Annotated in this window: 21 protein-coding genes and 1 other RNA gene; 16 read left to right on the top strand and 6 right to left on the bottom strand. The window is 65.7% G+C overall.

Going from position 1 to position 25,805, the window contains the following annotated elements:
- Positions 1-103: 103 nt before the first annotated feature.
- The 5 genes from ACEUCR_RS14445 to emrD all read left to right on the top strand — a co-directional run bounded on the left by ACEUCR_RS14445 (position 104) and on the right by emrD (position 6,244).
- A complete protein-coding gene (locus ACEUCR_RS14445; RefSeq protein ID WP_408791020.1) occupies positions 104-1,630 on the top strand; it encodes an ABC transporter substrate-binding protein in 1,527 nt (508 codons plus the stop codon).
- Positions 1,627-2,589, top strand: coding sequence for an ABC transporter permease (locus ACEUCR_RS14450; RefSeq protein ID WP_408791023.1), 963 nt, complete (start codon positions 1,627-1,629; stop codon positions 2,587-2,589). Before ACEUCR_RS14445 ends, ACEUCR_RS14450 begins: the two co-directional genes overlap by 4 nt.
- Positions 2,590-2,591: 2 nt before the next feature.
- On the top strand, positions 2,592-3,398 hold the full coding sequence (locus tag ACEUCR_RS14455; protein WP_042649305.1) for an ABC transporter permease: 807 nt from the start codon (positions 2,592-2,594) through the stop codon (positions 3,396-3,398).
- Positions 3,395-4,807, top strand: a complete 1,413-nt coding sequence (locus ACEUCR_RS14460; protein ID WP_408791027.1) for an ABC transporter ATP-binding protein — start codon at positions 3,395-3,397, stop codon at positions 4,805-4,807. Before ACEUCR_RS14455 ends, ACEUCR_RS14460 begins: the two co-directional genes overlap by 4 nt.
- A gap of 240 nt (positions 4,808-5,047) precedes the next feature.
- Positions 5,048-6,244: a multidrug efflux MFS transporter EmrD gene (gene emrD, locus ACEUCR_RS14465; RefSeq protein ID WP_392444834.1), complete on the top strand. Its 1,197-nt coding sequence runs from the start codon at positions 5,048-5,050 to the stop codon at positions 6,242-6,244.
- 59 nt (positions 6,245-6,303) lie between these two features.
- Here emrD and ACEUCR_RS14470 read toward each other — a convergent pair whose 3' ends face one another.
- Positions 6,304-7,221, bottom strand: a complete 918-nt coding sequence (locus ACEUCR_RS14470) for a LysR family transcriptional regulator (protein ID WP_111873045.1) — start codon at positions 7,219-7,221, stop codon at positions 6,304-6,306.
- Between the two features lie 157 nt (positions 7,222-7,378).
- Between ACEUCR_RS14470 and ACEUCR_RS14475 the strand changes: the two genes are divergently transcribed.
- A complete protein-coding gene (locus tag ACEUCR_RS14475; protein ID WP_408747189.1) occupies positions 7,379-8,173 on the top strand; it encodes a formate dehydrogenase accessory sulfurtransferase FdhD in 795 nt (264 codons plus the stop codon).
- Positions 8,160-10,451 (top strand): FdhF/YdeP family oxidoreductase, encoded by a 2,292-nt coding sequence (locus ACEUCR_RS14480; protein ID WP_408791030.1) that lies wholly within the window; start codon positions 8,160-8,162, stop codon positions 10,449-10,451. Before ACEUCR_RS14475 ends, ACEUCR_RS14480 begins: the two co-directional genes overlap by 14 nt.
- Positions 10,452-10,525: 74 nt before the next feature.
- Here the strand turns inward: ACEUCR_RS14480 and ssrS are convergent.
- Together ssrS and zapA are read right to left on the bottom strand one after the other, a co-directional pair.
- Positions 10,526-10,708: non-coding RNA, 6S RNA (gene ssrS, locus ACEUCR_RS14485), on the bottom strand.
- Positions 10,709-10,725: 17 nt separating this feature from the next.
- Positions 10,726-11,082, bottom strand: a complete 357-nt coding sequence (gene zapA / locus ACEUCR_RS14490; RefSeq protein WP_111873047.1) for a cell division protein ZapA — start codon at positions 11,080-11,082, stop codon at positions 10,726-10,728.
- A 172-nt stretch (positions 11,083-11,254) separates the two neighbouring features.
- Between zapA and ACEUCR_RS14495 the strand changes: the two genes are divergently transcribed.
- The 8 genes from ACEUCR_RS14495 (at position 11,255) to ACEUCR_RS14530 (ending at position 20,880) form a co-directional block, all read left to right on the top strand.
- Complete coding sequence (locus ACEUCR_RS14495) at positions 11,255-11,824, top strand: UPF0149 family protein (protein ID WP_111873048.1); 570 nt, start codon at positions 11,255-11,257, stop codon at positions 11,822-11,824.
- 144 nt (positions 11,825-11,968) lie between these two features.
- Complete coding sequence (gene ubiH / locus ACEUCR_RS14500) at positions 11,969-13,213, top strand: 2-octaprenyl-6-methoxyphenyl hydroxylase (protein WP_111873049.1); 1,245 nt, start codon at positions 11,969-11,971, stop codon at positions 13,211-13,213.
- Positions 13,214-13,216: 3 nt separating this feature from the next.
- Complete coding sequence (locus ACEUCR_RS14505; protein ID WP_408791032.1) at positions 13,217-14,449, top strand: FAD-dependent 2-octaprenylphenol hydroxylase; 1,233 nt, start codon at positions 13,217-13,219, stop codon at positions 14,447-14,449.
- 385 nt (positions 14,450-14,834) lie between these two features.
- Positions 14,835-15,932: a glycine cleavage system aminomethyltransferase GcvT gene (gcvT, locus tag ACEUCR_RS14510; RefSeq protein ID WP_041999411.1), complete on the top strand. Its 1,098-nt coding sequence runs from the start codon at positions 14,835-14,837 to the stop codon at positions 15,930-15,932.
- A gap of 74 nt (positions 15,933-16,006) precedes the next feature.
- The gene (gene gcvH, locus ACEUCR_RS14515) at positions 16,007-16,396 is read left to right on the top strand and encodes a glycine cleavage system protein GcvH (RefSeq protein ID WP_041999414.1); all 390 of its coding nucleotides are present in this window, start codon (positions 16,007-16,009) and stop codon (positions 16,394-16,396) included.
- Positions 16,397-16,540: 144 nt separating this feature from the next.
- Complete coding sequence (gene gcvP / locus ACEUCR_RS14520; protein WP_408791035.1) at positions 16,541-19,417, top strand: aminomethyl-transferring glycine dehydrogenase; 2,877 nt, start codon at positions 16,541-16,543, stop codon at positions 19,415-19,417.
- 273 nt (positions 19,418-19,690) lie between these two features.
- Positions 19,691-20,071, top strand: a complete 381-nt coding sequence (locus ACEUCR_RS14525; protein WP_408791037.1) for a SpoIIAA family protein — start codon at positions 19,691-19,693, stop codon at positions 20,069-20,071.
- Positions 20,072-20,121: 50 nt separating this feature from the next.
- The gene (locus ACEUCR_RS14530; protein WP_408791040.1) at positions 20,122-20,880 is read left to right on the top strand and encodes a class I SAM-dependent methyltransferase; all 759 of its coding nucleotides are present in this window, start codon (positions 20,122-20,124) and stop codon (positions 20,878-20,880) included.
- A gap of 128 nt (positions 20,881-21,008) precedes the next feature.
- On the opposite strand, the gene ACEUCR_RS14535 is transcribed toward ACEUCR_RS14530, so the two are convergent.
- The 3 genes from ACEUCR_RS14535 to rnt form a co-directional block, all read right to left on the bottom strand.
- Positions 21,009-21,254, bottom strand: a complete 246-nt coding sequence (locus tag ACEUCR_RS14535) for a hypothetical protein (RefSeq protein ID WP_041999532.1) — start codon at positions 21,252-21,254, stop codon at positions 21,009-21,011.
- 135 nt (positions 21,255-21,389) lie between these two features.
- A complete protein-coding gene (locus ACEUCR_RS14540; protein ID WP_041999529.1) occupies positions 21,390-22,712 on the bottom strand; it encodes a Na+/H+ antiporter family protein in 1,323 nt (440 codons plus the stop codon).
- A gap of 234 nt (positions 22,713-22,946) precedes the next feature.
- Positions 22,947-23,633: a ribonuclease T gene (gene rnt / locus ACEUCR_RS14545; RefSeq protein WP_111874515.1), complete on the bottom strand. Its 687-nt coding sequence runs from the start codon at positions 23,631-23,633 to the stop codon at positions 22,947-22,949.
- Between the two features lie 147 nt (positions 23,634-23,780).
- Between rnt and ACEUCR_RS14550 the strand changes: the two genes are divergently transcribed.
- Positions 23,781-25,748 (top strand): methyl-accepting chemotaxis protein, encoded by a 1,968-nt coding sequence (locus ACEUCR_RS14550; RefSeq protein WP_408791043.1) that lies wholly within the window; start codon positions 23,781-23,783, stop codon positions 25,746-25,748.
- The last annotated feature ends 57 nt before the right edge of the window (positions 25,749-25,805 follow it).

Consider the following 25,805-nt stretch of genomic DNA (forward strand, 5'->3'; position numbering starts at 1 on the left):
CAAATAAGCCATCTATCAAAAATGAAAAGTCATTCATTCCGATTAATTGTTATGTTATAACGCACCACTTTGGTTGCTAATCATTATCGTTTGGATGGAAAGGATGACAAAAATACACGCCCGTTGGGGATGGTGCGCCCTGGTGTTGATGGCCGGGATGAATGTTGCTCACGGCAAGCCGCTGGCCATGGTGGGGCCCTGGGAGATCCACAGTGTCGACCCTGCCAGCAACGGGGTCTTCTTTACCCGCATGCAGGTGGCGGAGACCCTGGTGGAGGTCGACAGCCTGGGCAATCTGCAACCCGGGCTCGCCAGCCAGTGGTCTCACTCCGAGGATGGCCTGCAATGGCGATTCACCCTGCGTCCCGGGGCCCGCTTTCACGATGGCAGCGAGGTGAGCGCCGAGCAGGTCGCCTTTGCCCTGCAGCAGGCATGGCGCAAGCCCGGCGTCATGACCAGCGCCCCCATCGCGTCCATCGAGGCCCATGAGGGGGCCCTGCTGGTCACCCTCACCGGCCCCTTCGCCCCCCTGGCCGCCGTGCTGGCTCACCCCAGCACCCAGATCCTGGCGAAGGGGGCCTATGATGCCAAGGGGGAGGTGACCCAGGTCATCGGCTCAGGCCCCTATCGCATCACCCGGTTGCAGCAGCCCCAGCGAGTCGAGACCGAGCGCTTCGATGGCTGGCAGGGTCCCCAGCCTGCCATCTCGCAGGTGAGCTACCTGACGGTGGGCCGCGCCGAGAGCCGCACCTTGATGGCCGAGAGCGGTCAGGCCGACATCGCCTGGGGGCTGGATCCGGTCAGCATCCGCCGCTTGCAGCAGGCGCCCCGGGTCTCCATCGTCTCCGTTACCCTGCCGCGCACCATACAGCTCAAGCTCAATGGGGCCGATCCTCTTCTGAAGGATCCGGCGGTGCGCCGCGCCCTCAGCCTCGCCATCGATCGCCGTGGCATGGCGGCGGCCCTGCTGCGGGATCCCGAGATGGCGGCGACCCAGCTCTTCCCTCCCACCCTGGGGGAGTGGCATCAACCCGGGCTGACCCCGCTCGCCTATGACGTCAAGGCGGCTCAGGCGGCCTTGGCGGCGGCAGGCTGGCAGCCGGGGGCGGATGGCGTGCTGCACAAGGGGGAGGAGCGTTTCGCCCTGACCCTGCGCACCTTCCCGGATCGCCCTGAATTGCCCCTGCTGGCCACGGCACTGCAGGCGCAGTGGAAGGCGGTGGGGGTGGATCTCAAGGTGGCGGTGGGCAACTCGAGCGAGATCCCGGCCGGTCATCAGGATGGCTCGCTCCAGCTCGGCCTCTATGCCCGCAACTATGCCCTGGTACCGGATCCCCTGGTCACCCTGCTGGGGGATCTGGCCCCCGCCGGTGCCGACTGGGGGGTGATGAACTGGCAATCCCCGGCCATGGCGCAAACACTGGCCCGCCTTGGCAAGGAAACACTGCCCGCGGGGGAGGCCGCGGCACTGCGCCGTGACATCGCCACCACCCTGCAGCAGGAGTTGCCCCTCCTGCCCATCGCCTGGTATCGCCAGAGCGCGGCGGTCAGCCGTGGGCTGAAGGGCTTTGAGCTGGATCCCCAGGAGCGCAGCTACCGTCTGGACAAGCTGACATGGAGTGCACAATGACAGCGGCGCCCTTCTCTGCCGTCATGGGAATACTGGGCCAGCGCCTGGTGCAGGCGCTGATGGTGGCGCTGCTGGTGGCCGGGCTCTGCTTTCTGATGGTGCAATCCTTGCCCGGGGACATCGCCTTTCGCATCGCCGCGGGCCGCTACGGCTATGACTATGTCACCGCCGAGGCCGCCAACGCGGTGCGAAGCGAGCTGGGACTGGCCGGCTCGGCCCTCTCCCGCTTCACTGACTGGCTGGGCGCCCTGCTGCAGGGGGATCTTGGCAGCTCCCTGGTGACGGGCGCACCTGTGGCCAGCGAGGTGGGCCACCACCTGGGGGCCACCCTGTCCCTGGCGGTGGCCGCCGTGGCCCTGGCCCTGTTGCTGGCGCTGCCGCTCGGCAGCCTGAGCGCCCTGCGTCCGGGGGGATGGTGCGATCGCCTGACCCTGGGCTGGAGCGTGCTGATGCGCGCGCTGCCTCCCTTCCTGCTCGGCCTGGTGCTCATGGTGCTGCTCTCGGTGGAGCTGGGCTGGGTCAGCGCCGCCGGTCACGGGGAGGGGAGCAACCTGCTGTTGCCCGCCCTCACCCTGGGGCTGGGGCTTTCGGGTGTGCTCTCCCGGGTGGTGCGCGAGAGCGTGCTCACCGTGGTGCAGTCCGGTTATTACCGCTTCGCCCTCACCAAGGGGCTCTCGCCCGCCCGGGTCTTCAGGCGTCACGGCCTGCGCAATACCGGGGTCAGCGTCATCGCCTACACAGGGGTGCAGCTGGTGCTGCTCATCGAGGGGGTCGTGGTGGTCGAAAGCCTGTTCGCCTGGCCTGGCATCGGTCATGCCCTGGTGCACGCCATCTTCTGGCGCGACATCCCCATGGTGCAGGGCACAGTGCTGGTGCTGGCGGCGCTCTTCGTGCTGCTCAATACCCTGACGGATCTGCTCTGCCTCGCCATCGATCCCCGCGGTCCCAAGGAGTCCTGATCATGTCTTTCTCTGTCAAGGCGGGAGCAAGCCTGCTCCTGCTGGTGGTGCTGTTCGCCCTGCTGGGCCCCGTGCTCTGGCCCGATCCCGCCGCCCAGGATCTGGTGCAGTTCCTGGCCGATCCCTCCTGGCAGGAGCCGCTCGGGCGGGATCAGATGGGCCGCAGCCTGATGGCGCGCCTCGCGGCGGCAACCCGGCTCTCCCTGCTGCTGGGGATGCTGTGCGTCCTGACGGCGGCCCTGCTGGGGTCGCTGCTGGGCTGGCTCTCGGCCTGGCGCGGCGGCTGGGTCGACGGCCTGCTGCGCAGCCTGGCCGACGGCGTGCTGGCCCTGCCGAGCCTGCTGCTGGTGCTGCTCTTCTCCGCCATGGCCCAGGGGGGCTTCGCCATCCTCTATCTCGGGTTGGCCATGGCCCAGTGGGTGGAGTACTACCGGGTGGTGCGGGCCCGCAGCCGGGCGCTGCTTGCCTCGCCCCAGGTGGAGGCGTCCCGGCTGCTGGGTTTTGGCAACGCCCACATCCTGCGGCGCCACCTCTGGCCCGAGCTGGCTCCCCAGCTGCTGACCATGATGGCCTTTGGCCTCGCGGGGGCCATCCTGACCCTCTCCACACTGGGCTTCGTCGGGGTGGGCATCCAGCCACCCACCCCTGAGCTCGGCCTGATGATGACGGAGGCGCTGCCCCACTATCAGGAGGCGCCCCGCCTGCTGCTGGCCCCCATACTGGTGATGGGAGTCATGCTGCTGGCCCTGGTGCTGCTCAATCAGAAGGGCACGCTTCATCCCGGATCCCCACAAGGAGTCACCCCATGACGACCATTCATATCAAGGGCCTGCAGGTGGATGACGGCCGACAGACCCTGCTGCAGGCGCTGGATCTCACCCTCTATCCCGGCAGCGCCTTGACCCTGATAGGGGAGAGCGGCTCGGGCAAATCCCTGCTGGCCCATGCCCTGATGGGGACCCTGCCTGACCCCCTGCGCGGCCGAGGCGAGATGGCGATGGGCGGCCTGTGCCACAGCCTGGCGGACCCCCAGGCCCTGCGCGCCCTCTGGGGGCGGGAGCTGGCCATGCTGCCCCAGGAGCCGGTGCTGGCGCTGGATCCCACCATGGGGCTGCTGCCCCAGGTGGAGGAGGGCTGGCTGGCGGGCGGCAAGGAGGCGCGCTCACGGGCGCGGGACGCCCTCGAGCGGCTCGGGCTTGCCGGACGGGAGCGCCACTTCCCGCACCAGCTCTCCGGGGGCATGGCCCAACGGGCCGCCTTTGCCGCCGCCACCCTGGGGCAGGCGCGCCTGCTCATCGCCGACGAGCCCACCAAGGGGCTCGACCGCCGGGCCGGTGCCAGGTTGCAGACATTGCTGCAGGGCTATCTGACCGAGGGGCGTCACCTGCTGACCATTACCCATGATCTCTCCCTGGCCCGGGCGCTGGGGGGCTGGGTGCTGGTGGTCAAGGGGGGTGAGATAGTGGAGCAGGGGCCCGCCGAGCAGGTGCTGCAGGCGCCTTCCCATGCCTACACCCGCGCCCTGCTGGCGGCGGAGCCCTCGGCCTGGCCCGAGGCCGTGCATCCCCCGACCGGCGACTGGCTGCTCAGGGGGGAGGGGCTCGCCATGGGCTACGGGGATCAGACCCTGTTCGAGGGGCTCGATCTGCCACTGGCCCGGGGGGAGCGGCTCGCCATCATGGCGCCGAGCGGTGCGGGCAAGAGCACCCTCGGCAATGTGCTGCTGGGGTTGCAGCGTCCGCTGCGAGGAAGGGTGCTGCGCCAGGGGGGCATAGCCCCCCACCGCTGGCAGAAGCTCTATCAGGATCCGGTGCAGGCCTTCGCCAGCCGGGTGCGTCTCGCCACCCAGTTTGACGATCTGCTGCGCCTGCACCGGCTGCCCCGCCAGCCCCTCACCGACTATCTGGCGAGGCTCGGCCTCGACGAGAGCCTGCTGAGCCGGCTGCCGAGCCAGGTCTCCGGGGGGGAGCTGCAACGGCTGTCCCTGATCCGGGCCCTGTTGCTGCGCCCCGTGCTGCTGTTTGCCGACGAGCCCAGTTCCCGGCTCGATCCCCTGAGCCAGCAGCAGACCATCGCCTGCCTGCTGGGGGAACTGGCGGAGATAGGTTGCGCCCTGCTGCTGGTGACCCATGACGAGGCGCTGGCAGGCAAGGTGGCCGGGCGCTGCCTGCGACTGGGAGAACCGGCTCCCGCCCCGCAGCTGGCGCGGGTCGGATAAGGTGGTACCCGCCACGACGGACGGGGCAACTGCCCCGTCATATTAGAAAAACTAAGGCAAGGCGATTACAAAGATTCGTTCGTGTTTCGTGATCCGAATCACTAACATGGCGGCCATTAAAGGGAGCTGATCTGCTCCCTGCCAGCCCGGGTTCTCCGGGTTGTCACTACTCATCCAGATCTGACAATCACTCCTCCCCCGCGGTGAGGAGCGCACTGCTTTTGATGTCGTGGAGCGCAAATGAATCGGCACAGCTTTTATCCCCTGTTTTGCCTGACCATCCTCATGGTCGCCGTGGGCCAGATGACCCAGACCCTCTATGTGCCCTCCATCCCTGTGATGGCGGCGGATCTGGGGGTGAGCTCCGCCTCCTTGCAGGCGGTGATGGCCTGCTATCTCATCCCCTACGGCCTCTCCCAGTTCGTCTATGGCCCCGTCTCTGACAAGTGGGGGCGCCGCCCCGTGCTGCTCGTCGGCATGATGGTGTTTCTGCTGGGGACCCTGACCATACAGCTGATCCCGACGGCGACGGCCTTGCTGGTGGGCAGCTTCATCCAGGGACTGGGCACAGGGGCCGGTGGCGCCATGAGCCGCACCCTGATGCGGGATCGCTACAGCGGCGCCGAGCTCAACCGCGCCAACAGCCTGGTGAGCATGGGGGTGATCTTCTCCCCCCTGCTTGCCCCCGTGCTGGGGGGCTGGTTGACCGAGCTGTTCGACTGGCGCGCCGGCTATTGGTTCCTGTTCGGCTTTGGCGCCCTGACCACACTGGCGCTGCTGGCCTGGTTCGTCGAGACACTGCCGAAGGAACGTCGCCAGCCGCTGCGGGTGCGGGCGGCCTATCGCCATGTGCTCGGCAACCCGCGCTTTCAGGGCAACCTGCTCTGCCTGATGGCCACCTTCGCGGGGCTGGCGGTATTCGAGGCGGCGGCCGGGGTACTGCTCGGCGACGTGCTCAAACTGAGCGCCCGCACCGTCAGCGTGCTGTTCGTGCTGCCGCTGCCGGGCTACCTGTTCGGCGCCTGGCTCTCGGCCCGCCTCAGCTTTCGCCTGAGTCAGGGCAGGCTGATGCGCCTTGGCATCATCTTCCTGGCGCTGGGGTCCCTCATCATTCTGGTGCCCGGGTTGTTGGGGGTGGTGAATGCGGCCTCCCTGGTGGGTGGGGCGGCGGTCTACTTCATCGGCAGCGGCATCCTCTACCCGACCGCCACCTCCTGCGCCATCGAGCCCTTCCCGGGTCAGGCGGGGACCGCCGGTGCCATCCTGGGGGGCATGCAGAACCTGGGGGCCGGTGTCGTGACCCTGCTGGCCGCGACTTTCCCCATGCAGGGGCAGCTGGGACTCGGGATCATCATGACCCTGATGGTGCTGATCGTGGCCCTGAGCTTCGCCTGGCTGCGCCACCACGGCGCCCCTCACGAGCAGATGGCCACCTGACGCCCGCGCTGCCGCCCCGCATCCGAGCCCGCCATTGGCGGGCTTGGTTTTTTCCGGGATCAGCGCGAGGGGCGCTCGCCACCTGGGGACTCGGGGGAAGAGGGGGCCTCCTGGGTCACCAGGCCGAGAAAGGCCCGCATGGCGGGGGTGATGCTGTGCTGGCGTGTCATGAAGACGGTGCGACCCGCCTCTAGGGGCTCGAGGGGGTGGCAGACGAGATCCGCGAGCTGGCTGGCGGAGCGGGCGAGGCCGGCGCTGACGACGGCCCAGCCCAGGCCGTGGCGCACGGCGCTCACCAGATGGAACAGGGAGTCGGTCTCGAGCACCAGGTCCAGCGTGATCCCGGCCCGCTCGGCGGCGAGGTCCAGGTAGGTGCGAAACTGCATGGTGCGACTGGGCAGCACCAGGGGCTGGTGTTGCAGGCTGGCCAGGGGCATGGGGGTCGTCTGGGGCAGGGCGCTGGCCCGGCTCATCAGCACCGCCATCCGGTTGTCGCCCTGGGGGTAAAGATGAAAGGCGCGCTTGCCGCCGCTGTGGTCAAATCCCAACCCTATGTCGCACTGGTGCAGCTCCAGCTGGGAGATGAGCGCCTCGTTGCTCAGCACCGACAGGCGGATGACGATATCTGGGTAGCACTGCCTGCACCGGGCGATGAGCGGCATGATGTCGACGTTGGACTGGGGCACTATGCCGATGCGCAGGGTACCCGAAAGCTCGCCGTGAAACAGTGCCAGCTCCTGCTTGAGTGCCTCCTGCTCCAGCAGCATCCGCTCGGCATAGCGGCGCACCAGCTCGCCGGCCTCGGTGAGGGCGACGAACTGGCTGGTGCGCACCACCAGATCGGTGCCGACGTTCTTCTCCAGGGCCGTGATGCTGGCCGACAGGGTGGGCTGGGTGATGTGGCAGGCCTTGGCGGCCTTGGCAAAGTGGCGGTGCCTGGCCAGTTCATGAAAATAGTGCAGCTGCTTGATGTTCATGGCGAGCGGGGATGAGCGGAGAATGGTGTTAAAAATTAATCAATTGAAATTGCCAGGTCAATAGAACTGCTCTATCGGGATATAGATTTATTTCATTGGTTTTGCACCGCCGGGCTCTCTAAACTTGGATGCAATCTGCATTTTTAGGTCAACCCTTATGCCCGAATACAGTCCCGTCACCGCCCCGGTCTGGCCCCCGCTGGATCATCTGGTGGAGGAGGTGGCGGTTGCCATCAATATCAATGGCATCAACCATGCCGTGATGATGGCGACCCCGGACGATCTGGACGACTTTGCCATCGGCTTTCTGTTTGGCGAGTCCATCATTGCCCACAATCACGAGGTGCATGATATCCGGGTCTCCCACGCAGAGCAGGGGCTGGTGCTGGATGTGACCATCGCCAATCGCTGCCTGGCACGGCTCCAGTCGCGCCGGCGCAGGCTGACCGGGGCGACGGGCTGCGGCATCTGCGGGGTGGAGGCCGTCGGGCAGGTCTTTCCCGAGGTGAATCCCTTGCCCCCGGCTCCCCCCCTGGATGGCGAGCTGCTGGCCGGATTGCGAGCGCAGATCGCCCGCTGGCAGCTCAAGGGGCAGCGGCACGGGGCCCTCCATGCGGCGTTGGCGCTGGATGGGCAGGGGCGAGTCCTGCACTGCCGGGAGGACATAGGGCGCCACAATGCCCTCGACAAGCTGATCGGCCTCTTGCTGCGTCGGCAACTTGCCTGCGACACCCTGGTGGTGACCAGTCGCTGTGGCAGCGAGCTGGTGCAAAAGGCTGCCCAGTACGGTGCCCGCCACCTGGTCTGTCTCGCTTCCCCCAGCCAGCTTGCGGTCAGGCTGGCCCTCAAATACCACCTCAATGTCGTCCATATCCCCAAATTTGATGCCCCGGTCAGCTACTCCAGCTATTCCTCGGCAGATCCCATCGGAGAGTGCCATGAGCCATATTGAAAAGCCTGCCAAAGCAGGTGGTTTTTCCTCCCTGCAATCCACCATGAAGCAGGTGCTGCGCAGCCAGAAAACCCGGCAGAACATCAAGAACCTGCTGCGGGTCAACCAGACGGATGGCTTCGACTGCCCGGGTTGCGCCTGGGGTGACAACGACCACGGCGCCTTCCAGTTCTGCGAGAACGGCGCCAAGGCGGTGGCCTGGGAGTCCACCGGCAAGACGGTGGGGGCCGACTTCTTCGCCGCCCATTCGGTGCGCCAGCTCGCCAGGCAGAGCGACTACTGGCTGGAGTATCAGGGGCGCCTGGCCGAGCCCCTGCGCTACAACCCGGCGACCGATCACTACGATCCGATAAGCTGGGACGACGCCTTTGCGCTCATCGCCGACACCCTCAAGGGGCTGGCCAGCCCGGACGAGGTGGAGTTTTACACCTCGGGGCGGGCCAGCAACGAGGCCTCCTATCTCTATCAGCTGTTTGGTCGCCTGTTTGGCACCAACAACTTCCCCGACTGCTCCAACATGTGCCACGAGGCGAGCGGGGTGGCGCTGACTCAGTCGGTCGGCATCGGCAAGGGCACGGTTGTGCTGGATGATTTCGATCGGGCCGACGCCGTGTTCGTCTATGGCCAGAACCCGGGAACCAACCATCCCCGCATGATGAACGCCCTGCGCAAGGCGGCGAAAAACGGCTGCAAGATCGTCAGCTTCAACAACTTGAAAGAGGTGGCCCTCGAGCGTTTCGCCAGCCCCCAGAGCCCGATCGAATTGCTGACCCCGGCGGCCACCACCATCAGCCACCAATACTTGACGCCGAAACTGGGTGGCGACATGGCCGCCATGCGCGGCATGGCCAAGTACCTGCTGGAACAGGCTCCGCAGGCGGTGGACAGAGACTTCATCGCTCGCCACACCCGCCACTTCGACCAGTACGAGGCGCAGGTCCGTGCCACCGACTGGACGGCGATCGAGCAGCAGTCCGGCCTGACCCGCGACGAGATAGTGCAGGCGGCCAGGGTCTTTGCCGCAAGCTCGCGCGTCATCAGCTGCTGGGCCATGGGGTTGACCCAGCATCTGCACTCGGTCGACACCATCCGCGAGGTGGTCAACCTGCACCTGATGCGCGGCCAGCTTGGCAAGCCGGGGGCGGGGCTCTGCCCGGTACGGGGCCACAGCAACGTGCAGGGCAACCGCACCATGGGGATCAACGAAAAGCCGACCGCGGCCTTTATCGAGCTGCTCGAGTGCCACCTGCAGGTGAGCCTGCCCAAGGCCCCTGGCCACAACGTTCATGAGGCGCTCAAGGCGCTGCACGAGGGCAGGAGCAAGGTGCTCATCTGCCTGGGGGGCAACCTGGCGGCAGCGGCGCCCGACACCGAGTTTACCTATGGGGCGATGAAGCGGGCCGAGCTCAACGTGCAGATCAGCACCAAGCTCAACCGTAGCCACCTGCAGGTGGGCAAGGCCGCGCTGATCCTGCCCTGCCTCGGTCGCACCGAGCTGGACATCCAGCGCACCGGCAACCAGAAGATCACGGTGGAGGACACCTTCAGCATGGTGCATGCCTCGACCGGCGCGGCCGAGCCGGTGTCGCCGCTCTGCCTTTCAGAGACCGACATAGTGGCGCGCATGGCTCACACCACCCTGGGCAGCGAGCGGGTCGACTGGCTGGCCCTGCGCGATGACTATGGCCGTATCCGCAGCCTCATCGAGCAGACCATTGCCGGCTTTGCCGATTTCAACGCCCGCATCCAGCAGCCGTGCGGTTTTCATCTGGATAACTCCGCCGCCCAGCTGGTGTGGAATACCGCCAGCGGCAGCGCCGAGTTTCGAGCCAGTGCCCTGCCGCACTCCGTGCTGCCTGAGTGTACCCGCCATGCCGAGCAGATGAGCGATCAACCGGTGCTGCTGCTGCAGAGCCTGCGCTCCCACGATCAGTACAACACCACCATCTACGGCATGGACGATCGCTATCGCGGCATCAAGGGTCAGCGCAATGTGGTGTTCATGAACGGGGAAGATGCCCGCCGCCTCGGTTTTGCCGAAGGGGACAGGGTCGACATGGCCGCCATCTGCAACGATGGCCGCGAGCGCATCGTGACCGGCTTTAGCGTGGTGATCTACGAGATACCGGAGGGCAACATCGCCGCCTACTATCCCGAGACCAACCCACTGGTGCCCATCGACAGCATAGGGGCGGGCTCCTTTACTCCTACCTCCAAGTCCATCCCCGTGCTGGTGACTGCCTCCCGCGCCGAGGAGGCGCTGCTGCGAAGCCGTTGAGAGAAGGGGAGGCCGGTGCGGGAGCACCGGCCAAAAGAAAAAGCCCGTCACGCAGGTGACGGGCTTTTTGCTGTTGGTACCCCGGAGATGCCGTTGCCGGTTTGGGCCCTTGAACCGTTGGTTCAAGGCGGGAATCGAATCTGACCGCAGGCTTCTCGGTCGTGCCGAGCATGCGCAATAGCCAGAAGGCCGATCCCCTGTTGGGTATGATTATCGGCTCGGGGACTTGAACCGGCTGACAAACACTCCAGGGAATTTTAAAACGGGTCGCGAATTAAGGCTGCTCGCCCTCTTCGTCATGGACAGCACCACTTGGTTCACTGCTGTCGCCATAGTGACCATGCTCGATCAGTGCCGCCTCTATGGTGCGTTGCAGCATCTTGATCCGCTTGTCCATGGTCTCAGAGTATTGGTGGTTCTTCTCTTTTTCAAGGCAAAGCTCGTGGCAAAAGTTGAGTGCCGCCATGATGGCCAGCTGCTCGTTGCTGGAGACCTTGGAGCGCTGACGCAGCTCCACAAGCTTGCTGGATAACTGGTCGGCGGCCTGGCGCAGGGCATCCTGCTGTCCCAAGGGACAAGATACCTTGTAGGGACGTCCCAAGACGACGATTTCTACGGCCTCTGTGCTCATGCCTTCCTCAATACGGCGGGGTTGTTTCCGCCTTTATCCGTGTGGACAACTGGCCGGGACTATATAGCGCAGATGCAGAAGTTTCAAGGCCTTGCTGGCTCTGACCGGGTGAGAATGCTAGGATCTTCGCCATCAATTCCGGCTATTTGACTGAACTTTGAGCGGATCCCAGATGAGCAAGACAACCCCCCCCAATTACGCGGCCCTGGCCGATCTGATGGAGCAGCACGAGCTGATGGCCACGGCGGTCGAGGCCCATGGCGTTATCTGCGGCCTCGTCTGCGGCGGCGTCACCCTGGATGACAAGAGCTGGCTGGCGCCGTTCAACGACCTGGTCAACGATGGTTTCGGCCTGCCGGCCCAGGTGCGCCAGGCGATGTCGGAGCTCTACCAGAATGCCATCGAGAGCCTGATGGCCCAGAAGGGGGTGGAGCTGTTGCTGCCCGGCGACGATGCCCCCCTCGACGAGCGCATCGATGCCCTGGTGGATTGGTCCCAGGCCTTCCTGGCCGGGTTTGGCGTGGTGCAGCAGGAGCTCTCCAGGGCCTCCGAGGAGCTGCAGGAGATGATCCAGGACATCGCCAACATCACCCAGGTGTCGGACGAGTTCGATCAGGAGGACGACGAGAACGAGGCGGCTTTCCTGGTGCTCTACGAACACGTCAAGCTGGGGGTCATGATGAGCTTCGAGGAGTTTGGCAAGCGCCCGGACGCCCCGGTCGCACCGCCCACCCTGCACTGACCCCCCGCCCGGAGCCCGACGGGGCCGCCGCGCCCCGTCGGGCTCCGGGTGGATGGCGGTGGCCATTTTTGCCCGTGGCCTCCCATTGCGCCTGGGGCAACTGTGATAGCATGACCCCACGTTTTATCGGATTCTCTTCATCCCATGTCTCACATTGATCCGACAGTTCCTCCTTCGTTGCAGGCCGACGTCACCCTGGTCGGCGGCGGCATGAGCGGCGCCGTGCTGGCCCTGGCGCTCGCAGCCCTGCGTCGCCCCGATGGCACCCCCTTGCAGATAGTGCTGCTGGAGGCAAGCGCCCCCGAGCAGGGCCCCCATCCCGGTTTCGATGCCCGTGCCATCGCCCTGGCTGCCGGCAGCTGCGAGGCCCTGGCCCGCCACGGGATCTGGCCCCGGCTCGCTCCCCATGCGAGCCCCATCACCCAGATCCATGTCTCCGACAGGGGCCACCCTGGCCAGACCCGGCTGACGGCGGCGGAATACGGACTGCCCGCCCTGGGCCAGGTGATCGAGCTCAGCGCCGCCGGTCAGGCCCTGCAGGAGGCCATCGCCCAGACGGCCAACATTCGCATGCTCTGTCCGGTGCAGCTCACCGCCGTCATCCCGGGGGAGCAGGCCGTCGACCTGGTCCTGGCATCGCAGCAGTCGATCTCGACCCGGCTGCTGGTGGCAGCCGACGGCGGTCACTCCTTCGTGCGCCAGGCCCTCAAGATCCCGGTGCGCCGCCACGACTATGGCCAGAGCGCCGTGATTGCCACGGTGAAAACCGCCGAGGATCCCGCCGGTCGCGCCTTCGAGCGCTTCACCCGGGGCGGGCCTCTGGCGCTGCTGCCGATGCAGCAAGGGCTCAGCTCCCTGGTGTGGAGCCTGCCGGGGGACGAGGCCGAGGCCGTCATGGCCCTCGATGACCAGGGGTTTCTCGACCAGTTGCAGCAAGCCTTCGGCTGGCGGCTCGGCCGCTTCCTGCGCACCGGGGTGCGCCACTGTTACCCGCTGGCGCTCACCGCCGCCGACTATCCCCTGGGCCAGCGCACCGTGCTGGTAGGCAACGCCGCCCATCTGCTGCACCCGATCGCGGGGCAGGGCTTCAACCTCGGCATGCGCGACCTCGATGCCCTGTGCGCGGCCCTCTGCCATGCCCTGGCCCAGGGGGAGGACATAGGCGGCTACCCTGTGCTCGCCCGCTACTGGCAGTGCCGCCAGGGCGATCAGGAGGCGACCATCTGGCTCACCTCCTCCCTGGCCCGGCTCTTCTCCAATGACCTGGCCCCCCTGGTGGCCGGTCGCAACCTGGCCCTCGCCCTGATGGCGCGGCTGCCCTGCCTCAAGGAGCCCCTGGCGCGCCAGACCCTGGGATTCCAGCCCCCGTTTCCTGCCCGCAAGGAGTAAGCCATGGCCCATTACGATCTGATCATTGTGGGGGGCGGCATGGTGGGGCTGGCCCTCGCCGCAGCCCTGAAAGAGAGCCGCTTGCGGGTCGCCATCGTCGAGGGGCAGCTGCCCGACCCGCAGCTGGGGGAGGCGCCGGACAACAGGGTCAGCGCCCTGAGCCTGGCCAGCCAGCAGATACTGCGCGGGGTCGGTGCCTGGCAGGGCATCTGCTCCCGTCGCCTGCAGGGATACGGCCGGATGCAGGTGTGGGAGCGCGACAGCTTCGCCCGCATCGAATTCGATGCCGCCAGTCTCGGACTGGCGCACCTTGGCCACATCGCCGAGAACAGGGTCATCCAACTGGCGCTGCAAGAGGCCATCGCCCACCAGCGCCATATCGAGCTGCTGGCCCCAGTCAGCGCCAGTGCCCTGAGCCTGGGGCCCGAGAGCGCCCTGCTGACCCTGAGCGATGGTCGCGTGCTGTCGGCCAGGCTGGTGGTGGCCGCCGATGGCGCCCACTCCTGGGTACGCAAGCAGGCCGACATTCCGCTCACCAGCTGGGATTATGGTCATCACGCCCTGGTAGCCACGGTGCGCACGGGGGAAGCTCACGGCGCCGTGGCGCGCCAGATCTTCACCCCCGAAGGCCCGCTTGCCTTCCTGCCCCTGTGGCAGCCGGATCTCTGCTCCATCGTCTGGTCTGTGCCCGCGGCGCGGGCCGAGGCGCTGTGTGCCCTGGATGAAGAGGCGTTCAACCGCCAGCTCACGGCGGCGTTCGATGCCAGGCTCGGCCTGTGCAAGGTGGAGGGGGCGCGCAGTGCCATCCCCCTCACCGCCCGTTATGCCCGCGACTTTGCCCGGGAGCGGCTGGTGCTGGTGGGGGATGCCGCCCACACCATACACCCCCTGGCGGGGCAGGGGGTCAACCTGGGGTTGCAGGATGCCGCCGCCCTGGCGCAGTGCCTGCTGGCCACGGTCGCCAGGGGCAAGGACATAGGGGCCCTGGCGGAGCTGCGCGGCTATGAACGCTGGCGCAAGACGGAGGCCGCCCGCATGCTGGCGGCCATGGAGGGGCTCAAGCGGCTGTTCGGGGGGAGTCATCCCCTCAAGAAACTGGTGCGGGGCCTGGGGCTGAGCGGGGTCGATGCCATGGCCCCGCTGAAGCAGAGCATGATCCGCAGCGCCATGGGGCTGGAGGGGGAGCTGCCGGCCCTGGCCCTGGGGGCCAGGGCCTCCTTGGCTGAAAAAAACTAATCCTAGTCGCCATATTTCACAAGAAAAGTAATCCGAGAGGCTGGTGTGCTCATCTGAGCCGTCAGCCTTTAATATGGGAAGGTGGCGAAACGTTTTCCTCTAAATTGTGACGAGACGGTAAAAATCAAAATTTAACTCTGTAAAATGCCGGTCAATACTGTTTTTTCCGCTGTTTTTGTCATAGTGTTTGGCCGCTATCAGCATGTTGTGGATTAGTTTTTTTTAAGCAGCGCTTCGCGGTGCTTGTCTTATAATCCGCGCCATCGAAGGAACCAGTCCCGCGTCGCCCCCAGGGAGGCCGGGAGCGAGCCCAGGCCCAGTGGCCGCCGGCCCAAGCCGCTCAAGGTGGGGCTGAGCCGGTCCAGGTTTTAAGGAAAAAACAGCGATGACCCAGACTACCGTATTGCACCCCAAGCACCTGGAAGCCGGCGCCAAGATGGTCGATTTCCACGGCTGGGAGATGCCCATCAACTACGGCTCCCAGCTGGAAGAACACCATGCGGTGCGCACCCAGGCGGGCATGTTCGACGTCTCTCACATGACCATCGTCGATTTGACCGGCGAGCGGGTGAAAGCCTTCCTGCAATATCTGCTGGCCAACGACGTGGCCAAGCTCACCACCCCGGGCAAGGCGCTCTACAGCGGCATGCTGGCCGAGGATGGTGGCGTCATCGATGACCTCATCACCTATTACCTCGGCGACACCTTCTATCGCATGGTGGTCAACTCCGCCACCCGTGAAAAGGATCTGGCCTGGATCCGCCGGCACGCAGCGCCCTTCGCGGTGACGGTGACCGAACAGCCCGAGCTTGCCATGATTGCCGTGCAGGGCCCCGAGGCCAAGACCCTGGCCGCCAAGGTCTTCACCCCCGAGCAGAACGCCGCCGTGGCCGGCATGAAGCCCTTCTTCGGGGTGCAGGCCGGGGATCTCTTCATCGCCACCACGGGTTACACAGGTGAAGAGGGATACGAAATCGTGGTGCCAGAGCACCAGGCCTGCGATCTGTGGCAGGCGCTGCTGGACGCGGGCGTGGCCCCGTGCGGCCTGGGTGCCCGCGACACCCTGCGCCTCGAGGCGGGCATGAACCTCTATGGCCAGGACATGGACGAGGGGATCAGCCCGCTCGCCGCCAACATGGCCTGGACCATCGCCTGGGAGCCTGCCAGCCGCGATTTCATCGGCCGTGCCGCCCTCGAAGCCCAGAAGGCCGCCGGGGATCAGCCCAAGCTGGTGGGCCTGCTGATGGAAGAGAAAGGGGTGCTGCGTGCCGGCATGCCGGTCAGCTTCACCAGCGCGTCCGGCGAGCCCCGGGAAGGGGTGATCACCTCAGGCTCCTTCTCGCCCACACTGGGCCTCTCCATCGCCCTGGCCCGGGTGCCTCGCGACATCGGCGAGCAGGCCCAGGTCGAGATCCGCAAGAAGCTGGTGACCGTGCAGGTGACCAAGCCGGCCTTTGTACGCAACGGTCAGAAATTGGTGTAACGTTTAGCGTTTCGGGCCCGGGGCCTGCCCGGGGCCGTTCTGTTCAATGATTCAAGTGAATAAAGGAAGCACAAATGAGCCATATCCCGAGCGAACTGAAATATGCCACTTCCCACGAGTGGATCCGCGTCGAAGCCAACGGCGAGGCCGTGGTCGGCATCTCCGAGCACGCCCAGGATCTGCTGGGGGACATGGTGTTCGTTGACTTGCCGGAAGTGGGCAAGCAGGTCGGTGCCGGTGATGACTGCGCCGTGGCCGAGTCCGTCAAGGCCGCCTCCGACATCTACAGCCCGGTGAGCGGCGAGATCATCGCCGTCAACGAAGAACTGGAAGGCAGCCCAGAGCTGGTCAACTCCGACCCCTACGGCGCCGGCTGGCTGTTCCGCATCAAGCTCGATGACGAGGGCGAGCTCGCCAACCTGCTGGATGCCGACGGCTACCAGAACGTGGTTGACGAAGAGTAATGTCGCCCCGGGCCCTGCATCGCGCGGGGCCCTTTGCTATGGCCCCTCCCATCGCGCGAGGCGGCGCCGTGCCAGCCCCATTCCCCGCGGGCGGCCGCGACCATCAAGAACTGCTATCAGGCATAGCCACTAGGAAATAGGGAAATGACCCAGTCACTGTTTGAACTCGAGCAAAAAACCAATTTTCTGCGCCGCCACATAGGCCCGGGCGAGGGCGAACTGCGCGCCCTGCTGGCCGAAGTGGGGGCCGAGAGCCTGGACGATCTGATTGAGCAGACCGTCCCCGCCGCCATTCGCCGCGATGGCCCCCTGGGCATAGGCGCCCCCATGACCGAAGTGGAGGCCCTGGCCAAGCTCAAGGGCTACGCCGGTCAGAACCAGATCGCCAAGAGCTACATCGGCATGGGTTATCACGACACCCACGTGCCCCACGTCATCCTGCGCAACGTGCTGGAAAACCCGGGCTGGTACACCGCCTACACCCCCTATCAGCCCGAGCTGGCCCAGGGCCGTCTCGAGGCGCTGCTCAACTTCCAGCAGCTCACCCTGGACTTGACCGGCATGGATCTGGCCAGTGCCTCCCTGCTCGATGAAGCCACCGCCGCCGCCGAAGCCATGGCGCTGGCCAAGCGCATGGCCAAGTCCAAGTCCAACCTCTTCTTCATCGCCGACGACGTTCACCCCCAGGTGATCGACGTGGTGCGCGAGCGCGCCGTCCATTTCGGCTTCGAGCTGGTGGTGGCCCCGGCCGAGCAGGCCTGCGCCGAGGAGGTGTTCGGTGCCCTGTTCCAGTACCCGAGCACCACGGGCAAGGTGACCGACCTGCGTGCCTTGATCGCCGCGGTCCAGGCCCAGAAGGGGCTGGCCTGCGTCAGTGCCGACCTGCTCTCCCTGCTGCTGCTCAAGTCCCCGGGTGAGCTGGGCGCCGACGTGGTGCTGGGCTCGGCCCAGCGCTTTGGCGTGCCCATGGGCTACGGTGGCCCCCACGCGGCGTTTTTCGCCACCCGCGACGCCTACAAGCGTTCCATGCCGGGCCGCATCATAGGCGTCTCCAAGGATGCCCGCGGCAAGAGTGCCCTGCGCATGGCGATGCAGACCCGCGAGCAGCATATCCGCCGCGAGAAGGCGAACTCCAACATCTGTACCGCCCAGGTGCTGCTGGCCAACATGGCAAGCTTCTACGCCGTCTACCACGGCCCGGTGGGGCTCAAAACCATCGCCTCCCGCGTCCACCGCCTGACCAGCATCCTGGCCCTGGGGCTGACCGCCAAGGGGCTGACCCTCAAGCATGACAGCTGGTTCGACACCATCACGGTGCAGGTTGCCGACAAGGCCGACCTGCTGGCCCGCGCCTATGCCATGAACATCAACCTGCGGGCCGACCTGGCGGGCGCCGTCGGCGTTTCCCTGTCCGAGACCAGCACCCGCGAGGACGTGGCCGAGCTGTTCGACCTCTTCCTGGGCCAGGGTCACGGTCTGGATATCGAGACCCTGGATGGCAAGGCCCAGACCCATCAGGGCATCCCGGCCGAGCTGCTGCGCACCGACGCCGTGCTGACCCACGAGGTGTTCAACAAGTACCACTCCGAGACCGAGATGCTGCGCTACATCCACCGTCTCGAAGCCAAGGATCTGGCCCTGAACTACGCCATGATTTCCCTCGGCTCCTGCACCATGAAGCTCAACGCCACCGCCGAGATGATCCCGGTGACCTGGCCCGAGTTTGGCAAGCTGCACCCCTTCGCCCCCCTGGCCCAGGCCCAGGGTTACCAGCTGCTGCTGGCGGATCTGGAAGAGTGGCTGGTCAAGATCACCGGCTATGACGCCGTCTGCATGCAGCCCAACTCCGGCGCCCAGGGCGAATACGCGGGCCTGCTCGCCATCAAGAAGTACCACGAGTCCCGCGGCGAAGGGCATCGCGACGTCTGCCTGATCCCGGCCTCGGCCCACGGCACCAACCCGGCCTCCGCCCAGATGGCGGGCCTGAAAGTCATCGTCACCGCCTGCGACAAGTCCGGCAACGTGGATCTCGATGATCTGCGGGCCAAGGCGGCGGAAGTGGGGGACAGGCTCTCCTGCCTCATGGTCACCTATCCCTCCACCCACGGGGTGTACGAGGAGACCATCAAGGAGGTGTGCGACATCGTTCACCTGTATGGTGGCCAGGTCTACCTGGACGGCGCCAACATGAACGCCCAGGTGGGTGTCACCGCCCCCGGCTTCATCGGTGCGGACGTCTCCCACCTCAACCTGCACAAGACCTTCGCCATCCCCCATGGCGGCGGCGGTCCCGGCATGGGCCCCATCGGTGTCAAGCAGCATCTGGCGCCGTTCGTGGCCGGCCACGCCGTCATCAAGACCGGCAAGGAGAGCCGCGACAATGGCGCCGTCTCCGCCGCGCCGTTCGGCTCGGCCAGCATCTTGCCCATCAGTTGGATGTATATCGCCATGCTGGGTGACGAGGGGCTCAAGAAATCGACCCAGGTGGCCATCCTCAACGCCAACTACCTGGCCAAGAAGCTGGGAAGCGCCTTCCCCGTGCTCTACACCGGTCGCAACCATCGCGTCGCCCACGAGTGCATCCTGGACATACGTCCGCTCAAGGAAGTCTCGGGGATCAGCGAGATGGACGTGGCCAAGCGCCTGATGGACTACGGTTTCCACGCACCGACCATGAGCTTCCCGGTGGCTGGCACCCTGATGGTCGAACCGACCGAGTCCGAGTCCAAGGCCGAGCTGGACCGCTTCATCGAAGCCATGACCGCCATCCGCGCCGAGATGGACAAGGTGCAAGAAGGGCACTGGAGCCTGACCGACAACCCATTGGTCAATGCGCCCCACACCCAGGACGATGTGATGGACGAGCAGTGGGGCCGCGCCTACACCCGCGCCGAGGCGGTCTTCCCCTCCAGCGCGGTGCGCGCCGCCAAGCTGTGGCCCTCGGTCAACCGCATCGATGACGTCTACGGCGATCGCAACCTGTTCTGCTCCTGCATCCCGACCGAGGATTACGTCGAGTAATCGCGGCGCCGTGAAGGGCTGACAACCAATAAGCTCAAGGCCACCCCAGCGGGTGGCCTTGTCGTTTGTGGCGCCCGCACACGGCGGCTTCGCCGCGACGAACCGCTTCGATGGCGGCGATATCCGTCTCTCTCATTGGCATCCTGGCCTCGTACGTGCGACTGGCGGCAGTATCCGGTTGTGCTTTTTCCCCCGGGCCATGACCGTCCCTTCGCCCCGGGTTAGACTCAAGCCAGCGGCTGCCGGGTGGCAGCCATTCATGGAGGCAGGGGGATGAAGATGCAACAACATGGTTTGACCCTGGGGCTGGCACGGGTGGGGGATGTCTCCTTCATCTCGATCAAGGCGGTCGGCAGACTCAGTCATGAGGACTACCTGGCCATCACCCCCATGCTGGAGGCGGCCCTGGAGAGGGTCGAGGGGCAGGGGGTGAGGGTGCTGCTCGATGCCCGTGAGCTGGAGGGGTGGGAGCTGCGCGCCGCCTGGGACGATCTCAAGCTCGGCCTCAGGCATGGCCACGAATTTGGCAAGATAGCCCTCTATGGCCAGCCGGGCTGGCTGGGGTTGGCGGCCCGCGTCGGCGGCTGGTTTATCTCGGGGGAGGTGCGGGCCTTCGAGGAGGAGGGCGCCGCCATCGACTGGCTGGCGCAGTAACGCTCGCCCCCTCTTTCGCCCTCTTTTTGTGAACGAACAGGAGCAGACCATTGGACAACAGCGAACGATTCTCGAGCCGGGTCGAGGCCTATGTGAAGTATCGACCCGGCTATCCGGCGGCCATGCTGGACTTTCTGGCCCGGGAACTTGCCATGGGGCCGAAGGCCCAGGTGGCCGACATAGGGGCGGGCACCGGCATCTTGACCGCCCTGCTCGCCCCCAGGGTGGCACAGGTGTGGGCGGTGGAGCCCAATGACGGGATGCGCGCCGCCGCCGAGGCGCTGCTGGCTGGCGCTGGCAACGTCGGCTGGTCCCGCGGCAGCGCCGAGGCCACCGGTCTGGCGGCGGGCTCGGTGGATCTCATCACAGTGGCCCAGGCGTTTCACTGGTTCGATCGCGCCGCCTTCAAGGCCGAATGCCGGCGCCTGCTCAGACCCGGGGGCCGGGTGGCCCTCATCTGGAACGACAGGCTGTGCAATACCCCTTTCCTTCAGGCCTATGAGGCGGGGCTGAGGGCCTACTCGGCAGACTATGAGGAGGTGAATCACCGCAACCTGGGGGAGGCGGATTTTCGGGCCTTCTTCGAGGGAGAGTATCGGCTCAGTTGCTTCGACAATAGCCAGTGGTTCGATCTGGACGGCGTGCTGGGGCGATTCAACTCCTCCTCCTATGCGCCCGTCGCCGGCACCCGGGCCCATGACGAGATGACGGCGCTCATCCGCCGCGAGTTTGACCGCCATGGGGTGAACGGCCAGATTGCCTTCCACTACAGCACCCTGGTCTACAGCGGCCGGGTCGAGAGCGACTGACCCAGGGACTGTCTCCTCCCAGATGAGGGGAGAGCGGCGCAGAGCGTCAACGGGAGAGCCCGCCATGAGAAAGCCCTCGCCGGGGTCGGCGAGGGCTTTGCTTGTCAGCTCAGGGGGGGCTCCCGGGATCAGGTCTTGTCGATGCCAAGCAGCGCCTTGGCCTTGGCCAGGGTATCGACGGACTCCTGATGCCGGCCCGCCTGGTGCAGGGCCTCGCCCTCGGCCCTCAGGGTCTTCACCTCGGCCAGCTGCTCGGCGCTGATTGCCGGCCCTGTCGCCAGGGCATCGTCTATCTGTTTCATGTCGGCCGGGCAGTGAAACGCCAGGGCATTGGCGCTAAACAGCAGGGGGATCAACCAGTACGCAGGTTTCATGACGTTCTCTCCTTGTGGGTCAGTGGAAGTATAGAGGCCCCTGGCCCTGGGCTTTTCTGCCCCGGCTCTGGTGGCTGGCCCGGAGACGAAAAACCCTCGCAGGGCGAGGGTTTTGACGGTGAACCTGGGTCTGGCTCAGAGCACCATGGCGGCGATCCAGCCAAACAGGATCAGCGGGATGTTGTAGTGGACGAAGGTGGGCACGACGGAGTCCCAGATATGGTCGTGCTGGCCATCCGCGTTGAGACCCGAAGTGGGACCCAGGGTGGAGTCGGAGGCGGGGGAGCCCGCATCCCCCAGGGCGCCGGCGGTGCCGATCAGGGCGATGGTGGCCATGGGGGAGAAGCCAAATTGCAGGCAGAGCGGCACATAGATGGTCGCTATGATGGGCACGGTGGAGAAGGAAGAGCCGATCCCCATGGTGATGAGCAGACCCACCAGCAGCATCAGGAAGGCGGCAACCCCCTTGTTGTGGCCGATGAGGCCGGCGACGGACTGTACCAGGCTCTCGACCCCCTGGGTCTCCTTCATCACGGCGGCGAAGCCGGCGGCGGAGATCATGATGAAGCCGATGAGGGACATCATGCGCACCCCCTGGGTGAAGGCATCCTGACTCTCGCGAAACTTGATAACGCCGCCGCAGGTGAAGATGATGAACCCGGCCAGGGCGCCCAGGACGATGCTGTCTGTGTAGAGCTGCAAGCCAAGGGCGACGGCGATGGCGACCAGGGCGACCCAGATGTGGGTCAGGTTGAGGGCGACCGTCTCCGGTTCGGCGGCCAGGATCTTGGTCAGATCATACTGGCGCGGCTTGCGATAGCTGATGAAGACGGCGACCAGCAGGCCGAGGAACATGCCAAACACCGGCAGCGCCATGGCCATGGGGATCTGGCTGTTGACCAGGGTGACACCATTGTCGAGGAGGTTCTTGGCCAGGATGTTGTTGAGGAAGATGCCGCCAAAGCCGACCGGCAGCAGCATGTAGGTGGCGGTCAGACCGAAGGTGATGACGCAGGCAACCTGGCGCCGGTCGATCTTCATCTGCGCCATCACGTGCAACAGTGGCGGGATCAGGATGGGGATGAAGGCGATGTGGACCGGGATCAGGTTCTGGGAGGCGACGGAGACCGCCAGCACAGAGGTGAGCAGCAGGGTCTTGACCCAGAGCACCCGGGAGTGGCTCGCATCCTTGCCGAGCTGGCTTATCACCTTGCGGGCCAGCAGATCCGTGATGCCGGAGCGGGAGATGGCCACCGCGAAGGCCCCGAGCATGGCATAGGCGAGGGCGATTTCGGCGCCGCCCCCCAGGCCGCTGCTGAAGGTGCCCAGGGTCTGTTCGAGGGAGAGGCCGCCGACCAGGCCGCCGACGATGGCGCTGACCGACAGTGAGACGACCACATTGATCCGCAGCAGGCTGAGCACCAGCATCAGCGAGACTGCGATAACAACAGGATTCATGTGACTTCCTTATAATGATGCGTTGTTGTCTGGCGTGTGAAAGGGCGTTAGTTTGCGAAAACTGGACCAAAAGTCGAGTAAAAATTCACGTAAATCCCCAGGTTAGTCACGCCAGCTGACCCATATCAAAAAAGGCTGCCGTGGCAGCCTCATGGGATGGCGGGGTGGGCGACGACTGGCCGGCCGGCGGCGCGCCCCGGGCGGCCTTGACTTCGGCCTGGCGCCCGCGCTGGACTAGGGGCCGGATGCCGCCTCGTCCAGGGGCGCGTCATCCAGATTGGCGTCATCATCGACCTCGGCCAGGGGCCAGCCCCCCAGCGCCTTCCAGCGATTGACGATATGACAGAAGAGCTCGGTGGTGCGCTCGGTGTCATAGAGGGCGGAGTGCGCCTCCTTGTTGTCAAAGGGAATGCGGGCGCTCTGGCACGCCTTGGCGAGCACCGTCTGGCCCAGCACCAGGCCCGAGAGGGCGGCGGTGTCGAAGGTGGCAAAGGGGTGGAACGGATTGCGCTTGAGCCCGGCGCGTTCGGCGGCGGCCATGACGAAGCCATGGTCGAAGGGGGCATTGTGGGCCACGACGATGGCGCGGCTGCAATCCTGCTCCTTCATGCCCTTGCGAACGCCCTTGAAGATCTCGGTGAGGGCTTCCTTCTCGTCCACGGCGCCGCGCAGCGGGTTGTAGGGGTCGATGCCGGTAAATTCCAGTGCGGCCTTCTCCAGGTTGGCGCCCTCGAAGGGCTCGACGTGGAAATGGAAGATCTGATCGGGTACCAGCCAGCCGGCCTCGTCCATCTTGAGGGTGTAGGCGGCAATCTCGAGCAGGGCATCCGTCTTGGCATTGAATCCGGCGGTTTCAACATCGATGACGACGGGGTAAAAGCCTCGGAAACGGCCTTTGAGAGTGTTAACGGCGTCGGTCATGGGATCTCGGTCGGCTTGAAATGAGGCGGCATTATGGCAAAAAAGCGGGCCCTTGTCCCTCCCGTACCGCCATGCGCGGGATCAAGGATGCGCCGGGGGGGCCTGTGCTTATAATTGGCCACTGCAACCTAAGGATGGGAAGAGACGATGAACAAGCTGGGATTGGCGCACAAGATGGTGCTGGTGGTCTGCCTGCCACTGGTGGCCCTGCTGTTTTTTTCCGGTCGATACGTCTACGAGCGTTACCGGGTCGAGCAGGAGATGAGTCAGGCGCTGGCCTCGCTCCATGTGGTGCGGGAGGCGGCGCAGCTGGCCCATGAGCTGCAAAAGGAGCGCGGCATGTCCGCCGGTTTCCTCGGCTCTGGCGGGGGCAAGTTTGGCGATGCCCTGCCGACCCAGCGCCAGGTGGTCGACACCCTGCTGGTACGTTTTCGCCAGGATCCGGCCCTGCTGGGGCTGACACAGGTGCAGCAGGAGCTGGCGGGCCTGACCGCCATCCGCGAGCGGGTCGATGCCCTGGGGGTGGAGGTGGCGGAGCAGGTCGGCATCTATACCCGCCTCATCAGCCGGCTGCTGGCGGTGGTGGACGGGGTGAGCCTCAAGAGCCAGGACGCCACCATAGCGCTGCAGACCAATGCCTATGCCGCCTTCTTGCAGAGCAAGGAGCGGATGGGGCTGGAGCGAGCCACACTGAGCAATGTGTTCGCCCGCGGCAATTTCACCCCGGCGCTGTTGCAGCAGTTCATCTCCCTGCTGGCGTCCCAGCAGACCTATCTCGAACGTTTCCAGGCGGTGGCGAGCCCGGCCCAGCGCCAGCTGCTGGCCGACAGCCTGGCCTCACCCGTGGTGGCCAAGGTCGCGGCCATGGAGACCCTGGCCCTGGACAAGGCGGCCAGCGGCGGGTTTGGCATCGATGCCGAGGCCTGGTTTGCCCTGAGCACAGACAAGATAGCCCTGCTCAAACAGAGCGAGGATCGCCTCTATCAACAGCTGTTTGACAGGGTCGAGCAGATGCGGGCCCAGAGCGCCAGGGATCTTGGCTGGGCCGCCTTCGGGGTGCTGCTGTGCGTGGCGCTGACCACCCTGGTCTGCTGGCGGGTGGTGCGAAACCTGCATCTGGGCTTCATGGCACTGCACCAGACCTTCAAGGGTCTGGTGCAGGATAACGATCTGACGGTGCGGGTCGACTGGCACTCCGGAGACGAGCTGGGGGCACTGGCGCGGGATCTGAACCACTTTCTCGCCCATCTCGAAGGCTTGCTGCTGGCGGTGCGCCGCTCCTGCGAGGTGCTGGCCCGCAGCGCCGCCGCTTCGGCCGGCGTGATAGCGGAGGTCAACGCCGGTGTGGCCAAGGGCTTTGGCCAGGTGGATCTGGTGGCGACCGCCGCCACCGAGATGGCCTCCACGGTGGCGGAGATAGCGCGCAATGCCACCCAGACCTCCCTGGCGACCCAGCAGGCCATCGGCCGGGCCCATCAGGGGGACAAGGAGGTGGTGCAGACCATAGACGCCATCGAGCAGGTGGCGGGCACCCTGGTCGATACCCGGCAGCTGGTGGATAGGCTGCAGGCAGAGACGGAGTCGGTTGGCGAGGCCTTGAGCCTCATCAAGCAGATCTCGGATCGCACCAACCTGCTGGCCCTCAACGCGGCCATAGAGGCGGCCCGCGCCGGTGAGTCCGGCCGTGGTTTTGCCGTGGTGGCCGAAGAGGTGAGGGCCCTTGCCTCCCGCACTCAGCAGGCGGCAGATGACATAGCGCAGATGCTGGATCGCCTGCGTCAGGGGGCCCTTCAGGCGGTCACGGCCATGCACCTGGGCAGCGAGCAGGCGGGGCTGAGCGTGACCGAGGCCAGGCGGGCGGGGAGCGAGCTGGGCCAGATCGTCAACGAGGTGAGCAAGGTGAGCGACATGAGCGCCCAGGTGGCCACCGCCACCGAGCAGCAGCGCTACGTCACGGATGACATCCAGCACAATGTGATGACCATTCGCGAGGTGTACGAGGCCCATCGTCAGCACTCCGACATGCTGCAGCGCAACAGCGCCGAGCTGGATCAGCTGGCCCGCGAGCTGGCGGGGCGCATCGCCAGCTTCAAATTGATGGAGACTCCCCACTGAGGGTTTTGCCCTAAAGCTTGTCCTGCCTCTGCCGATAGATAATCCGAGACGGTATGG

Source organism: Aeromonas bivalvium (assembly GCF_046078285.1).
GTDB lineage: Bacteria > Pseudomonadota > Gammaproteobacteria > Enterobacterales > Aeromonadaceae > Aeromonas > Aeromonas bivalvium.

Bases quoted from the DNA above. Each gene is read 5' to 3' on its own strand.
- ACEUCR_RS14495 (WP_111873048.1), top strand. From the start codon at position 11,255: ATGAGCAAGACAACCCCCCCCAATTACGCGGCCCTGGCCGATCTGATG.
- ubiH (WP_111873049.1), top strand. From the start codon at position 11,969: ATGTCTCACATTGATCCGACAGTTCCTCCTTCGTTGCAGGCCGACGTC.
- ACEUCR_RS14505 (WP_408791032.1), top strand. From the start codon at position 13,217: ATGGCCCATTACGATCTGATCATTGTGGGGGGCGGCATGGTGGGGCTG.
- ACEUCR_RS14460 (WP_408791027.1), top strand. From the start codon at position 3,395: ATGACGACCATTCATATCAAGGGCCTGCAGGTGGATGACGGCCGACAG.
- emrD (WP_392444834.1), top strand. From the start codon at position 5,048: ATGAATCGGCACAGCTTTTATCCCCTGTTTTGCCTGACCATCCTCATG.
- ACEUCR_RS14470 (WP_111873045.1), bottom strand. From the start codon at position 7,221: ATGAACATCAAGCAGCTGCACTATTTTCATGAACTGGCCAGGCACCGC.
- ACEUCR_RS14475 (WP_408747189.1), top strand. From the start codon at position 7,379: ATGCCCGAATACAGTCCCGTCACCGCCCCGGTCTGGCCCCCGCTGGAT.
- gcvT (WP_041999411.1), top strand. From the start codon at position 14,835: ATGACCCAGACTACCGTATTGCACCCCAAGCACCTGGAAGCCGGCGCC.
- rnt (WP_111874515.1), bottom strand. From the start codon at position 23,633: ATGACCGACGCCGTTAACACTCTCAAAGGCCGTTTCCGAGGCTTTTAC.
- ACEUCR_RS14535 (WP_041999532.1), bottom strand. From the start codon at position 21,254: ATGAAACCTGCGTACTGGTTGATCCCCCTGCTGTTTAGCGCCAATGCC.
- ACEUCR_RS14445 (WP_408791020.1), top strand. From the start codon at position 104: ATGACAAAAATACACGCCCGTTGGGGATGGTGCGCCCTGGTGTTGATG.
- ACEUCR_RS14550 (WP_408791043.1), top strand. From the start codon at position 23,781: ATGAACAAGCTGGGATTGGCGCACAAGATGGTGCTGGTGGTCTGCCTG.
- gcvH (WP_041999414.1), top strand. From the start codon at position 16,007: ATGAGCCATATCCCGAGCGAACTGAAATATGCCACTTCCCACGAGTGG.
- ACEUCR_RS14480 (WP_408791030.1), top strand. From the start codon at position 8,160: ATGAGCCATATTGAAAAGCCTGCCAAAGCAGGTGGTTTTTCCTCCCTG.
- ACEUCR_RS14540 (WP_041999529.1), bottom strand. From the start codon at position 22,712: ATGAATCCTGTTGTTATCGCAGTCTCGCTGATGCTGGTGCTCAGCCTG.
- zapA (WP_111873047.1), bottom strand. From the start codon at position 11,082: ATGAGCACAGAGGCCGTAGAAATCGTCGTCTTGGGACGTCCCTACAAG.
- ACEUCR_RS14525 (WP_408791037.1), top strand. From the start codon at position 19,691: ATGAAGATGCAACAACATGGTTTGACCCTGGGGCTGGCACGGGTGGGG.
- ACEUCR_RS14450 (WP_408791023.1), top strand. From the start codon at position 1,627: ATGACAGCGGCGCCCTTCTCTGCCGTCATGGGAATACTGGGCCAGCGC.
- ACEUCR_RS14455 (WP_042649305.1), top strand. From the start codon at position 2,592: ATGTCTTTCTCTGTCAAGGCGGGAGCAAGCCTGCTCCTGCTGGTGGTG.
- gcvP (WP_408791035.1), top strand. From the start codon at position 16,541: ATGACCCAGTCACTGTTTGAACTCGAGCAAAAAACCAATTTTCTGCGC.